Consider the following 13,045-nt stretch of genomic DNA (forward strand, 5'->3'; position numbering starts at 1 on the left):
CCCAACTCACTCATAACGTAGCGCCTCCGCCGGCTGGGTGCGCGCGGCACGCCAGGCTGGATACAGGGTGGCGAGGAAACTCAGGACCAGTGCCGCGCCGCAGACCATCAACACATCCTCGGCCATCAGTTGCGATGGCAGGTAGTCGATGAAGTACACGTCGGCATTGAGGAATTTGTGCCCGATCAAGCCTTCGAGGGCGGAGATCGCCGCGCTCACGTTCAACGCTGCGAACATCCCGACCACGGCGCCGATCAAGGTACCGATCACGCCGATCACCGTGCCCTGGACCATGAAGGTCGCCATGATGCTGGCCGGCGTCGCACCCAGGGTACGGAGGATCGCGATATCGCCCTTCTTGTCGTTCACCACCATCACCAGGGTGGAGATGATGTTGAAGGCGGCCACGGCGACGATCAGCAGCAACAGCAGGCCGATCATGGCCTTTTCCATGCGGATGGCCTGGTACAGGTTGCCGTGGGTACGGGTCCAGTCACGGGCGTAGTACTGGTTCTCGCCCAGTTGCTCGGCAATTTCCCAGGCGGTGCGTGGCGCCTGGAACAGGTCGTCGAACTTCAGGCGCAGGCCCTGCACCTGATCCGGTTTCCAGCGGTGCAGGCGGCCCAGGTCGTCGAGGTTGGTCAGGCCCAGATAGCCGTCCAGCTCGCCGGCGCCGACATGGAAGATGCCGACCACAGTAAAACGCTTCATGCGCGGGAACATCCCGGCCGGGGTCACCGTGACCTCGGGCGCGACAAAGGTCAGCTTGTCGCCCAGGCCAACCCCCAGCTTGGTCGCGGCCTTGTCGCCGATCACGATGCCGAAGCTGCCGGGGGCCAGGTCGTCCAGCTTGCCCTGCTTCATGAAGTTATCGATGATCGAAACCTGGCGTTCCTTGGCCGGATCGATGGCGTTGAGCAGGACTTTCTGCACCTGGCCGTTATTGGTCAGCAACCCCTGCATCTGGGTGAACGGCGCAACCGCCAGCACCTTGGGGTTCTGCTTGACCTTGTCGGCCAGGCCTTGCCAGTCGCTGATCGGCTCACCGGACTCGATGGTCGCGTGGGGCACCATGCCCAGCACGCGGGTGCGCATCTCATGGTCGAAGCCGTTCATCACCGACAGCACGACGATCATCACGACCACGCCAAGGGCGAGTCCGATCATCGAGGTCAGGGAAATGAATGACACGAAATGATTGCGGCGCTTTGCACGGGTATAACGCGTGCCAATAAATACGAAGAGAGGTCTGAACATGTCGGGGCTTGTTCGGAGGAAAAGAAGACGTCCTTGTGGCGGGTCCTGGTAAGCAGCTTTACACTCAGACCACCGCCGCTACCATGGGTTCGCCATGTCGACATTAGATGAAGAAGATCGCCGCGAATACTACCGTATCGAGGACACGATCGCACTGGAAATTAGCCCCTTGTCCGCCCACGAAGCGGCGAGCAAGGAAGTGTTGCAGGATGCGTCGCCGCTGTTCAACCTGCTAAGCGAACTGCATCTGAGCGAATTCGAATCGCAGCACCTGCTGCGCCAGGTCAGCGAGCGTGACCGGACCCTGGCCAACTACCTCAAGTCCATGAACAAGCGCATCGACCTGCTCAGCCAGGTGGTGGCGCAGACTGTGCTCGGCAAGTTCGGCGAGCCGCAGCGGGTGATTCTCTCCGAAGGCGGCATCGAATTCGAACATCACCTGTCCTACCCGGCCGGCACCCACCTGGCGGTCAAGCTGCTGCTGATGCCCCAGGCCTTGGGCCTGTTGTTGCGGGCCAAGGTCACCCATTGCGAAACCCGCAGTTTCGGCACGTTCGAAATCGGTACCGAGTTCGAATCATTGACCGACGCCCAACGCCAGTTGCTGGCGCGCTATATCCTGCAGAAGCAAGCCCAGGAACGTCGCCAGGCCCGAGAACAGAACGACCCGGCAGCCGATTGACCTGCGGCCCCACCGCGCAGCACTGACCATCTAATGGAAAAATTTCCGTGAAGGAGCAATCGTGACCCTGATTTATGGCCACCGCGGCGCTAAAGGCGAAGCACCGGAAAACACCCTGACCAGCTTCCAGCAGTGCCTCAAGCATGGCGTGCGTCGCTGCGAACTGGACCTGCACCTGTCCATGGACGGCGAGTTGATGGTGATCCACGACCCGACCCTCAAGCGCACCACCGACCGCCGCGGCAAGGTGGTCGAACACAGCGCCGAAGAACTGGTGTCCTATGACGCTCGCAAGGGCGGCCCGGGCTGGGTCACGCCCTGCCCGATCCCGCGCCTGGAAGAACTGTTCGAAAAATGCGACTTCGAGCACTGGCAGCTGGAGGTCAAGAGCGCCTCGCGCACCCGTGCCGCCACCACGGTGCTGGCGATTCGCGAGATGGCACAGCGTTTCGGCCTGCTGGACAAGGTCACCGTCACCTCCAGCTCACGGGAAGTGCTCAAGGCGGCTGTCGAGCTGACCCCGGATCTGTCGCGCGGGCTGGTGGCCGAATACGCCTGGCTCGACCCGTTGAAGGTCGCGCAAAGCTACGGCTGCGAGATTCTGGCGTTGAACTGGACACTCTGCACCCCGGAGCGGCTGCAACGGGCGCAGCGTCAGGGCTTGCATGTGTCGGTATGGACAGTCAACGAGCCTGCGCTGATGCGCAGACTCGCCGACTTCGGCGTAGACAGCCTGATTACAGACTTTCCCGGTTTGGCCAGCGCCACGCTCGAGAGTTACTGAAATCGGTCTCCCCGGCCGGCTCAGGCCACCGGCCGGAGTCGCTCAAAAAAGCCGGTTGAGGCCGTCGTAAGCGGCTACCCGATAGGCTTCGGCCATGGTCGGGTAGTTGAACGTGGTGTTGACGAAGTACTTCAGGGTATTGAGTTCGCCCGGCTGGTTCATGATCGCCTGGCCGATGTGCACGATCTCCGAAGCCTGGTAACCGAAGCAGTGCACGCCCAGGACTTCCAGGGTTTCGCGGTGGAACAGGATCTTCAGCATGCCTTGCGGCTCACCGGCGATCTGCGCGCGGGCCATGCTCTTGAAGAAGGCCTTGCCCACTTCGTACGGCACCTTGGCCTGGGTCAGTTCCTGCTCGTTCTTGCCGATCGAACTGATCTCCGGAATGGTGTAGATCCCGGTCGGCACGTCGTTGACGAAGCGCCAGCTGCCGTTGTCGACGATGCTGCCGGCGGCCGAACGCCCCTGGTCATGGGCGGCACTGGCCAGGCTCGGCCAGCCGATCACGTCGCCGGCGCCGTAGATGTTCGGCACGCAGGTGCGGTAGTTCTCGTCCACCTCGATCTGGCCACGGCTGTTGACCTTGACCCCGATGTTTTCCATGCCCAGCCGATCGGTGTTGCCGGTCCGGCCATTGCACCAGAGCAAGGCGTCGGCCTTGATCTTCTTGCCCGACTTGAGGTGCAGGATCACGCCATTGTCGAGGCCTTCGACGCGGTCGTATTCCTCGTTGTGGCGCACGGTGATGTTGTTGTTGCTGAAGTGGTAGCTCAGCGCCTGGGAGATCTCGGAATCCAGGAAGCTCAGCAACTGGCCGCGGTTGTCCACCAGCTCGACCAGTACCCCCAGGCCACTGAAGATCGAGGCGTATTCACAACCGATCACGCCAGCGCCGTAAACGATGAGTTTGCGCGGGGTGTGGCCGAGGCTGAGGATGGTATCGCTATCGTAGATGCGCGGGTGGTGGAAATCGATATCGGCCGGGCGATACGGACGCGAGCCGGTGGCGATGATGATGTGCTTGGCCACCAGCTTCTCGACCACACCGTTGGCGCAGACCACTTCGATGGTCTGCTCGTCGGCGAAGCTGCCGGTGCCGAAGAACACGTCGACCCGGTTACGCGCGTAGTAGCCGGTGCGCGAGGCGACCTGCTTGGAAATGACCTTCTCGGCGCTTTTCAGTACGTCGGGGAACGAGAACCAGCGTGGCTCGCCAATGGCCCGGAACATCGGGTTGGTGTTGAACTGCATGATCTGCCGGACCGAGTGACGCAAGGCCTTGGACGGGATGGTGCCCAGGTGGGTGCAGTTACCGCCGACCTGGCGACGGCTATCGACCATCGCTACCTTGCGCCCAGCTTTTGCGGCGTTCATCGCCGCACCTTCTCCAGCGGGGCCTGAACCCAGCACCACTACGTCGTAGTTGTAGACAGCCATGCGTACTCCTCAGAACAGGCCGCGGCACCCGATGTGGCACCTGCGGCTAAATCATGCCGCGGCCAGCGGCATGAAGGATCAATTTGGCTCGGTTACGAACCCGGGCACAGTCTATAGAAGCGTCGCCGCCGCGCACATTAACCCTTGGTCGCGTCGCCGGCTACTTTTGCCTGCGACATCGCGCCGCGGCACCGCGCAAGATTACTGCTTTTGTCCGGCAAACAGGCGATCAAACGCGCGGTTGCTGCGTGTGACGAAGCCTGTATCGGCACGAATCACAAAAAATGCGGCGATATCGTGTTTTTCCGCGTAATCCCAACCGCGCTCGGGACCGAGGATCAGCAGCAGGGTCGACAGACCATCGGCCATCACGGCCGCGGGATGAATCACCGTGACCGAAGCCAGCCCATGCTCGACAGGCCTGCCGGTGCGGGCGTCGAAGGCGTGGGAATAACGCTGTCCGTCGCGCTGGAAATAATTGCGGTAGTCGCCGGAAGTCGAGACCCCATAACCATCGACGGCGATGACCCGCTCGGCCAGCTGTCGATCGTCCCGCGGCTCCTCCAGGGCAATGCGCCACGCCGAACCGTCGGGTTTCCTGCCGACGGCCTTGAGTTCGCCGGTGGCTTCGACCAGGTAACTGTCGATGCCCATTTCCGCGAGCCTGGCGGCAATCCGGTCCACCGCATGACCGGCGGCGATGCTGTTGAAATCCACCTCGACCGCGGCGTCCTTGCACAGCTGGTCGCCCTCGATACGCAGATGGGTATAGCCGACTCGCTGCCGCACCTGCGCCAGCGCCGTATCGCTCGGCACCGCCTCCCCGCGCCCCTGCGGACCGAAGCCCCAGAGGTTGAGCAACGGCTCGACCGTCAGATCGAAGGCGCCCTGGCTGTCCCGCGACAGCTGCTGGCCAATCTCGATCAAGCGCAGGACCGCCGCCGGCATCGCCTGGCAGCTATTGGCCGGCAGATCGTTGAAGCGTTCGATGTCCGAGTCGCTGCGATAGGTCGACATCTGCCGGTCGATCTGCGCAAGTATCCGCTCGACCTGGGCCTGCACCTCACTCGGCGCAGCCAAGCCTGCCCGCCTCACGTACTTGATCGAGTAGGTGCTGCCCATGGTCGGGCCGCCAAAACTTTCCAGCGAGTCGCCCCGACCGCATCCGGCCAGGGCCATTGCCAGAACGACAGGAAGCCACCCTCGCACCCAAGATCCACCCAGCAAGACTTCGCCTCCCGACAATCAATTTCCCTCTCGGCTTCGTCCGACCAGGGCGGGCCATTATGCGGCAGACAGCGCGGATTTGATGCAGGCCGAACCCGGCTCATCGCGAGCTCGCTCCTGCGGGTTTATTCCGCGAACTGGCTGGCAATAAATCCCAAGCCGTCCATCTACTTAGCAAGCAAGCTAAGAGTTTTTGTTGCCTCGGCAGACTCATACACATATTGTTACAAACTGTCTGGCCTGCGGCTTAGCCGCCCCAGACCGTGCAGCCAGGACGGATAACGACCAGGGATCGCTAACAAAATAGCCAAAGTGAGTGAATAAAATGTCCACGACCACGGGCAAAGGCAAGGCGATCTTTCGCGTTGTCAGCGGCAACTTTCTGGAGATGTTCGACTTCATGGTCTACGGCTTTTACGCCACGGCCATTGCCAAGACCTTCTTCCCTGCCGACAGTGCTTTCGCGTCATTGATGCTGTCGCTGGCGACCTTCGGCGCCGGCTTCCTGATGCGCCCGCTGGGCGCGATCTTTCTTGGCGCTTATATCGACCGTCATGGCCGGCGCCGGGGCCTGATCATCACCCTGCTGCTCATGGCCGCGGGCACCGTGCTGATCGCCTGCGTCCCGGGTTATGCCACCCTCGGCGTCGCCGCGCCGTTGCTGGTGCTGCTCGGCCGCTTGCTGCAGGGCTTCTCTGCCGGGGTGGAACTGGGTGGCGTCTCGGTTTACCTGGCGGAAATCTCCACCCCGGGCCGCAAGGGCTTCTTCGTCAGCTGGCAATCGGCGAGTCAACAGGCCGCCGTGGTCTTCGCCGGCCTGCTGGGCGTTGGCCTGAACCACTGGCTGAGCCCGGAACAAATGGGCGACTGGGGCTGGCGCATGCCGTTCCTGGTGGGCTGCATGATAGTGCCGGCGATCTTCATGATCCGTCGTTCGCTGGAAGAAACCCCGGAGTTCCAGGCACGCAAGCACCGCCCTACCCTGCGGGAAATCATCCGCTCCATCGGCCAGAACTTCGGCATCGTCCTGGCCGGCATGGCACTGGTGGTGATGACCACTGTGTCCTTCTACCTGATCACCGCCTACACCCCGACCTTCGGCAAGGCCGAATTGCAGCTGTCGGACCTGGACGCTCTGCTGGTCACCGTGTGCATCGGCCTGTCGAACTTCTTCTGGCTGCCGGTGATGGGCGCCGTATCGGACAAGGTCGGGCGCAAGCCGCTGCTGCTGGCGGCGACCGTCCTGGCGATCCTCACGGCTTACCCGGCCCTGTCCTGGCTGGTGGCCAACCCGAGTTTCAGCCACCTGCTGATCGTCGAGCTGTGGCTGTCCTTCCTCTATGGCTCGTACAACGGCGCCATGGTGGTGGCTCTCACCGAAATCATGCCGGTTGAAGTGCGCACCACCGGCTTCTCCCTGGCCTACAGCCTGGCCACCGCCACCTTTGGCGGCTTCACGCCGGCGGCCTGCACCTACCTGATCCATGCGCTGGACAACAAGGCGGCGCCGGGGATCTGGCTCAGCGGCGCAGCGGTGCTGGGCCTGATCGCGACCCTGGTGCTGTTCCGCGGCAACAAGCATGAACTACGCACCGCGCAGGCAGCAGTAGTGGGTGGCGCCTGATCGACCGTCTTCGCGGGCAAGCCTCGCTCCTGCAGGTTATGCGTCAGTTCTGAAATCGCATACGCCCCGTAGGAGCGAGGCTTGCCCGCGAAAAGGCCCGCCCAATCAACTCATCCCTCCAGCCATCAAACGCCACAAACAAAAACGCCCCGACAAGTCGGGGCGTTTTCATATGCGGCTAAGGCTTAGCGCGGGAACGCAGGCGGGTTCACACCAGCCATGTCTTCCATCACGCGAACCACCTGGCAGCTGTAACCGAATTCGTTGTCGTACCAGACGTACAGAACAACGCGGTTATCCTGGGTGATGGTCGCTTCAGCGTCCACCACACCGGCGTGGCGCGAGCCCACGAAGTCGGTGGAAACCACTTCCTGGGAATTGACGAAGTCGATCTGCTTGTGCAGATCGGAGTGCAGCGCCATGTAGCGCAGGTACTCGTTCATCTCTTCACGGGTAGCGGCTTTCTCAAGGTTCAGGTTGAGAATGGCCATCGACACGTTTGGCGTCGGAACGCGGATCGCGTTACCGGTCAGCTTGCCGGCCAGCTCAGGCAGGGCCTTGGCGGCAGCGGTGGCAGCACCGGTCTCGGTGATCACCATGTTCAGCGCGGCGCTACGGCCACGACGATCGCCCTTGTGGAAGTTGTCGATCAGGTTCTGGTCGTTGGTGTACGAGTGAACGGTTTCGACGTGACCGTTGACGATGCCGAACTTGTCGTTCACGGCCTTGAGCACCGGCACGATGGCGTTGGTGGTGCAGGAAGCGGCGGAAACGATCTTGTCGTCAGCGGTGATTTCGGCGTGGTTGATACCGTGAACGATGTTCTTCAGCTTGCCTTTGCCAGGCGCGGTCAGAACGACACGGTCGATACCCGGGCAGGCCAGGTGCTGACCCAGACCGTCGGCGTCACGCCATACACCGGTGTTGTCCACCAGCAGCGCGTCTTTGATGCCGTACTGGGTGTAGTCCACCTCGGTCGGGTTCTTCGCGTAGATAACCTGGATCAGGTTGCCGTTGGCGGTGATGGTGTTGTTGGCTTCGTCGATGGTGATGGTGCCGTTGAACGAACCGTGCACCGAATCGCGACGCAGCAGGCTGGCGCGCTTGGTCAGGTCGTTTTCGGCGCCTTTGCGCACCACGATGGCACGCAGGCGCAGGCCGTCGCCGCCACCGGTTTTTTCGATCAGGATGCGCGCCAGCAGACGGCCGATACGACCGAAGCCGTACAGGACCACGTCGGTGCCTTTGCGGGGCGAAGCGTTTTGCTGGCCAACCACGTCAGCCAGTTCTTCGCGAACGAATTGCTCGGCGGTGCGGCCATTGCCTTCGTTACGGAATTTGAACGCCAACTTGCCCAGGTCCACCGAAGCCGCGCCGAGCTTGAGCTCGCTCATGGCCTTGAGCAGTGGGAATGTTTCGTGGACGGAGAGTTCGCTATCGTCGGAAGAGCGATGGCGAGCAAAGCGGTGAGCTTTGAGAATCGCGATGACAGACTGGTTGATCAGGCTGCGGCCATAGATCGAACTCACCACATTGTTATTGCGGTAGAGCTGACCGATAAGCGGAATCATCGCTTCTGCGAGCGCTTCACGGTCGATCCATTCACCAAGACACTGGTCGGGCTTCTGAGTCACGGGAACCTTCCACATGTAGGGGCTGAAAAAAGGGGCTACATTATGCAGCCGAGTCCCCTGCGTAGCAATGCGCGCCTGTCGCGCGGAACGTAACAAAAACCCATCCGGAAAAAACACACCCCGCTCCAGCCCAGTAAATACGCGGGTTCCAGAAAGGCCTCATTTTGCGCGGTATCCCAGCGTTGTCTGTAACCCTCCGTAACACCGCCCCGATTCGGCACTACATTTCCCGCCAAGAAACGCGTTTTTTTGTCATAACCACTACATTTTCCGCAACCGCGTAATAGACACATCAGCAACTGACAGCCGGTACGCCGGACCGCTACAATTACCGACTTTGTCGCAACGCTGGAGCTCAACCTTCCGTGCCCGTTCTGCGTCTACCGCAACTCCCTGCCGCCGCCGGCAAACAGCACTGGGGCAATCTGCCCGGTGCCGCCCTCAGCCTCGCCATTGCCGAGGCTGCCAGCGCCGCCAAGCGCTTCACCCTGCTGCTGACCGCCGACAGCCAAAGTGCCGAACGGCTGGAGCAGGAGCTGAGTTTCTTCGCCCCGGATTTGCCCGTGCTGCATTTCCCGGACTGGGAAACCCTGCCCTACGACCTGTTCTCGCCGCACCAGGACATCATCTCCCAGCGGATCGCCAGCCTGTACCGGCTGCCGGAGCTGGAGCATGGCGTGCTGGTGGTGCCGATCACCACGGCCCTGCATCGCCTGGCGCCGACCAAGTTCCTGCTGGGCAGCAGCCTGGTGCTGGACATCGGTCAGAAGCTGGATGTCGAACAGATGCGCACTCGCCTGGAAGCCAGTGGCTATCGCTGTGTCGACACGGTCTACGAGCACGGCGAGTTCGCGGTGCGCGGTGCCCTGATCGACCTGTTCCCGATGGGCAGCAAACTGCCTTATCGCATCGACCTGTTCGACGATGAAATCGAGACCCTGCGCACCTTCGATCCGGAAACCCAGCGCTCCATCGACAAGGTCGATTCGGTGCGCCTGCTGCCGGCGAAAGAATTCCCGCTGCAGAAAGAAGCCGTCACCCGCTTCAAGGCCCGTTTCCGCGAACGCTTCGACGTCGATTTCCGCCGCTGCCCGATCTTCCAGGACCTGAGCAGCGGGATCACCCCGGCCGGCATCGAGTATTACCTGCCGCTGTTCTTCGAAGACACTTCGACCCTGTTCGACTACCTGCCCCAGGACACCCAGGTGTTTTCCCTGCCGGGCATCGAGCAAGCGGCCGAAAACTTCTGGAACGACGTGCGCAACCGTTACGAAGAACGCCGCGTCGATCCGTCCCGTCCTTTATTGCCGCCCGCCGAGTTGTTCCTGCCGGTGGAAGACTGCTTCGCCCGCCTGAAAAGCTGGCCGCGGGTGGTCGCCAGCCAGCAGGACATCGAGGCCGGTGGCGGCCGCGAGCGCTTCCCGGCGCAGCCCCTGCCCAACCTCGCCATTGAAGCCAAGGCCAACCAGCCGCTGGCGGCCCTGGCGAATTTCCTCAATGAATTCTCTGGACGCGTGCTGTTCACCGCCGAATCCGCCGGGCGCCGCGAGGTGCTGCTGGAATTGCTGGAGCGCCTGAAGCTGCGGCCGAAGACTGTCGACAGCTGGCCGGACTTCGTCGCGGGCAAGGATCGCCTGGCGATCACCATCGCACCGCTGGACGAAGGCTTGCTGCTGGACGATCCGGCCCTGGCGCTGGTGGCCGAAAGCCCGCTGTTCGGCCAGCGCGTGATGCAGCGCCGGCGCCGGGAGAAACGCGCCGACGCCAACAACGATGCAGTGATCAAGAACCTCACCGAGCTGCGCGAAGGCGCGCCGGTGGTGCATATCGATCATGGCGTGGGCCGCTACCTGGGCCTGGCCACCCTGGAAATCGACAACCAGGCCGCCGAATTCCTCACCCTCGAATACGCCGAGGGCGCCAAGCTCTATGTGCCGGTGGCCAACCTGCACCTGATCGCCCGCTACACCGGTAGCGACGACGCCCTGGCGCCGTTGCACCGCCTGGGTTCGGAAACCTGGCAGAAAGCCAAGCGCAAGGCCGCCGAACAGGTGCGCGATGTCGCCGCCGAACTGCTGGACATCTACGCCCGCCGCGCGGCCCGCGAAGGTTATGCCTTCGCCGACCCGAAAGCCGACTACGCCACCTTCAGCGCCGGCTTCCCGTTCGAAGAAACCCCCGACCAGCAAACCACCATCGAAGCGGTGCGCGAGGACATGCTCGCGGCCAAGCCAATGGACCGCCTGGTCTGCGGCGACGTCGGCTTCGGCAAGACCGAAGTGGCGATGCGCGCCGCTTTCATCGCCGTGCACGGCGGCAAGCAAGTGGCGATCCTGGTGCCCACCACCCTGCTCGCCCAGCAGCACTACAACAGCTTCCGCGACCGCTTCGCCGACTGGCCGGTGACCGTGGAAGTGATGAGCCGCTTCAAGTCCGCCAAGGAAGTGAATGCCGCGGTGGCCGACCTGGCCGAAGGCAAGATCGACATCGTCATCGGCACCCACAAGCTGCTGCAGGACGATGTGAAGATCAAGAATCTCGGGCTAGTGATCATCGACGAAGAGCACCGCTTCGGCGTGCGCCAGAAAGAACAGCTCAAGGCCCTGCGCAGCGAGGTCGACATCCTGACCCTGACCGCGACACCGATTCCGCGCACGCTGAACATGGCGGTGTCGGGCATGCGCGACCTGTCGATCATCGCCACGCCACCAGCCCGACGCCTGTCGGTGCGCACCTTCGTCATGGAGCAGAACAAGAGCACGGTCAAAGAGGCCCTGCTGCGCGAGCTGCTGCGTGGCGGCCAGGTCTACTACCTGCACAACGACGTGAAGACCATCGAGAAATGCGCCGCCGACCTCGCCGAACTGGTGCCGGAAGCGCGCATCGGCATCGGCCACGGGCAGATGCGCGAACGCGAACTCGAACAGGTGATGAGCGACTTCTACCACAAGCGCTTCAACGTGCTGATCGCCTCGACCATCATCGAGACCGGCATCGACGTGCCGAGCGCCAACACCATCATCATCGAGCGCGCCGACAAGTTCGGCCTGGCCCAGCTGCACCAGTTGCGCGGCCGGGTCGGTCGCAGTCACCACCAGGCCTACGCCTACCTGCTGACGCCACCGCGCCAGCAGATCACCCCGGACGCGGAAAAGCGCCTGGAGGCGATCGCCAACACCCAGGACCTCGGCGCCGGCTTCGTGCTCGCCACCAACGACCTGGAAATCCGCGGCGCCGGCGAACTGCTGGGAGATGGCCAAAGCGGGCAGATCCAGGCGGTGGGCTTCACCCTTTATATGGAGATGCTCGAGCGCGCGGTGAAAGCCATCCGCAAGGGCGAGCAGCCGAACCTCGACCAGCCCCTGGGTGGCGGTCCGGAAATCAACCTGCGTCTGCCGGCGCTGATTCCCGAAGACTACCTGCCGGATGTGCATGCGCGACTGATCCTGTACAAGCGCATCGCCTCGGCCACCGACGAGGACGGCCTGAAGGACCTGCAAGTGGAGATGATCGACCGCTTCGGCCTGCTGCCGGAACCGACCAAGAACCTGGTACGCCTGACCCTGCTGAAACTGCAGGCCGAGCAACTGGGGATCAAGAAGGTCGACGGCGGCCCGCAGGGCGGTCGTCTCGAGTTCGCCGCCGATACCCCGGTGGACCCGCTGGCGCTGATCAAACTCATCCAGGGCCAACCCAATCGCTACAAATTTGAAGGCGCCACGATGTTCAAATTCATGGTGCCGATGGAACGTCCGGAAGAACGCTTCAACACATTGGAGGCGCTGTTCGAGCGCCTCACCCCGAAAACTGCTTGAAGGACGCCCCATGCGCCTGTTTCGCTCACTGACCTTGCTTCTGACCCTGGTCGCTCCCTCGGCGTTTGCCGACATGTATCAGGTCGAAATGATTCTGGTCCGGCAGAACGCGGTTCCCGCCATCGTCAGCCGCGCCGCCCCCGAAGACTGGGCCGCCGGCGCCCAACGCCTGGGCGCCGACAGCCAGCGCACCCCGGCGCTGGGCGGCGTGGTCGAGAAACTCACCGCCAGCGGTGACTACAGCGTGCTGATGCACAAGGCCTGGCAACAGGCGCTGGACGAAAACCCGGTGAAAGTCGCGGTCAGCGAGGGCCAGGAACAGTTCGGCCAGTTCCCGATCGAGGGCACCCTGACCCTCAAGCTCGGGCGCTTCACCGATGTGGATGCGCAGTTCTGGGTCAACCGGATCGACAGCAACGGCCTGGTGACCGCCAGCGAACGCCTGAAACAGGAAAGCCACACCAAGAACGGCCAGCTCAACTACCTCGACAACGGTCACTTGGCCCTGCTGATCAAGATCACCTCGCTGTCGGCCCCCACGCCGCGCGAGGCGCCGCCTGAAATCGTGGACTGACAGAAGTCCCT

At 62.7% G+C, this 13,045-nt stretch carries 9 protein-coding genes; 5 read left to right on the plus strand and 4 right to left on the minus strand.

The window, feature by feature from the left end; all coding sequences use genetic code 11:
* Positions 1-6: 6 nt before the first annotated feature.
* Positions 7-1,257 (minus strand): lipoprotein-releasing ABC transporter permease subunit, encoded by a 1,251-nt coding sequence (locus AC07Y9_RS00980; protein ID WP_007926943.1) that lies wholly within the window; start codon positions 1,255-1,257, stop codon positions 7-9.
* Between the two features lie 94 nt (positions 1,258-1,351).
* On the opposite strand from AC07Y9_RS00980, the gene AC07Y9_RS00985 reads away from it, so the two are divergent.
* Together AC07Y9_RS00985 and AC07Y9_RS00990 are read left to right on the plus strand one after the other, a co-directional pair.
* On the plus strand, positions 1,352-1,939 hold the full coding sequence (locus tag AC07Y9_RS00985) for a PilZ domain-containing protein (protein ID WP_007926941.1): 588 nt from the start codon (positions 1,352-1,354) through the stop codon (positions 1,937-1,939).
* A 61-nt stretch (positions 1,940-2,000) separates the two neighbouring features.
* A complete protein-coding gene (locus AC07Y9_RS00990; protein ID WP_007926940.1) occupies positions 2,001-2,723 on the plus strand; it encodes a glycerophosphodiester phosphodiesterase in 723 nt (240 codons plus the stop codon).
* A 42-nt stretch (positions 2,724-2,765) separates the two neighbouring features.
* On the opposite strand, the gene sthA is transcribed toward AC07Y9_RS00990, so the two are convergent.
* Both sthA and AC07Y9_RS01000 read right to left on the minus strand, forming a co-directional pair.
* A complete protein-coding gene (sthA, locus tag AC07Y9_RS00995) occupies positions 2,766-4,160 on the minus strand; it encodes a Si-specific NAD(P)(+) transhydrogenase (RefSeq protein ID WP_007926939.1) in 1,395 nt (464 codons plus the stop codon).
* Positions 4,161-4,361: 201 nt separating this feature from the next.
* Positions 4,362-5,339, minus strand: coding sequence for an FAD:protein FMN transferase (locus tag AC07Y9_RS01000; protein WP_102678842.1), 978 nt, complete (start codon positions 5,337-5,339; stop codon positions 4,362-4,364).
* A gap of 373 nt (positions 5,340-5,712) precedes the next feature.
* Here AC07Y9_RS01000 and AC07Y9_RS01005 point away from each other — a divergent pair, with 373 nt between their 5' ends.
* Positions 5,713-7,011: an MFS transporter gene (locus AC07Y9_RS01005; RefSeq protein ID WP_092418195.1), complete on the plus strand. Its 1,299-nt coding sequence runs from the start codon at positions 5,713-5,715 to the stop codon at positions 7,009-7,011.
* Between the two features lie 185 nt (positions 7,012-7,196).
* Here the strand turns inward: AC07Y9_RS01005 and AC07Y9_RS01010 are convergent, their stop codons facing one another.
* Complete coding sequence (locus tag AC07Y9_RS01010; protein WP_007921292.1) at positions 7,197-8,660, minus strand: glyceraldehyde-3-phosphate dehydrogenase; 1,464 nt, start codon at positions 8,658-8,660, stop codon at positions 7,197-7,199.
* 350 nt (positions 8,661-9,010) lie between these two features.
* On the opposite strand from AC07Y9_RS01010, the gene mfd reads away from it, so the two are divergent.
* Positions 9,011-12,460 (plus strand): transcription-repair coupling factor, encoded by a 3,450-nt coding sequence (gene mfd / locus AC07Y9_RS01015; RefSeq protein WP_102678841.1) that lies wholly within the window; start codon positions 9,011-9,013, stop codon positions 12,458-12,460.
* A gap of 10 nt (positions 12,461-12,470) precedes the next feature.
* Positions 12,471-13,034, plus strand: coding sequence for a CsiV family protein (locus tag AC07Y9_RS01020; protein WP_092418193.1), 564 nt, complete (start codon positions 12,471-12,473; stop codon positions 13,032-13,034).
* The last annotated feature ends 11 nt before the right edge of the window (positions 13,035-13,045 follow it).

Source organism: Pseudomonas sp. GW456-L12 (genome assembly GCF_059424045.1).

Coding starts and splice junctions, on each gene's coding strand:
- AC07Y9_RS00980 (WP_007926943.1), bottom strand. CDS start 1,257: ATGTTCAGACCTCTCTTCGTATTTATTGGCACGCGTTATACCCGTGCA.
- AC07Y9_RS00985 (WP_007926941.1), top strand. CDS start 1,352: ATGTCGACATTAGATGAAGAAGATCGCCGCGAATACTACCGTATCGAG.
- AC07Y9_RS01010 (WP_007921292.1), bottom strand. CDS start 8,660: ATGTGGAAGGTTCCCGTGACTCAGAAGCCCGACCAGTGTCTTGGTGAA.
- AC07Y9_RS01020 (WP_092418193.1), top strand. CDS start 12,471: ATGCGCCTGTTTCGCTCACTGACCTTGCTTCTGACCCTGGTCGCTCCC.
- sthA (WP_007926939.1), bottom strand. CDS start 4,160: ATGGCTGTCTACAACTACGACGTAGTGGTGCTGGGTTCAGGCCCCGCT.
- AC07Y9_RS01000 (WP_102678842.1), bottom strand. CDS start 5,339: ATGGCCCTGGCCGGATGCGGTCGGGGCGACTCGCTGGAAAGTTTTGGC.
- AC07Y9_RS01005 (WP_092418195.1), top strand. CDS start 5,713: ATGTCCACGACCACGGGCAAAGGCAAGGCGATCTTTCGCGTTGTCAGC.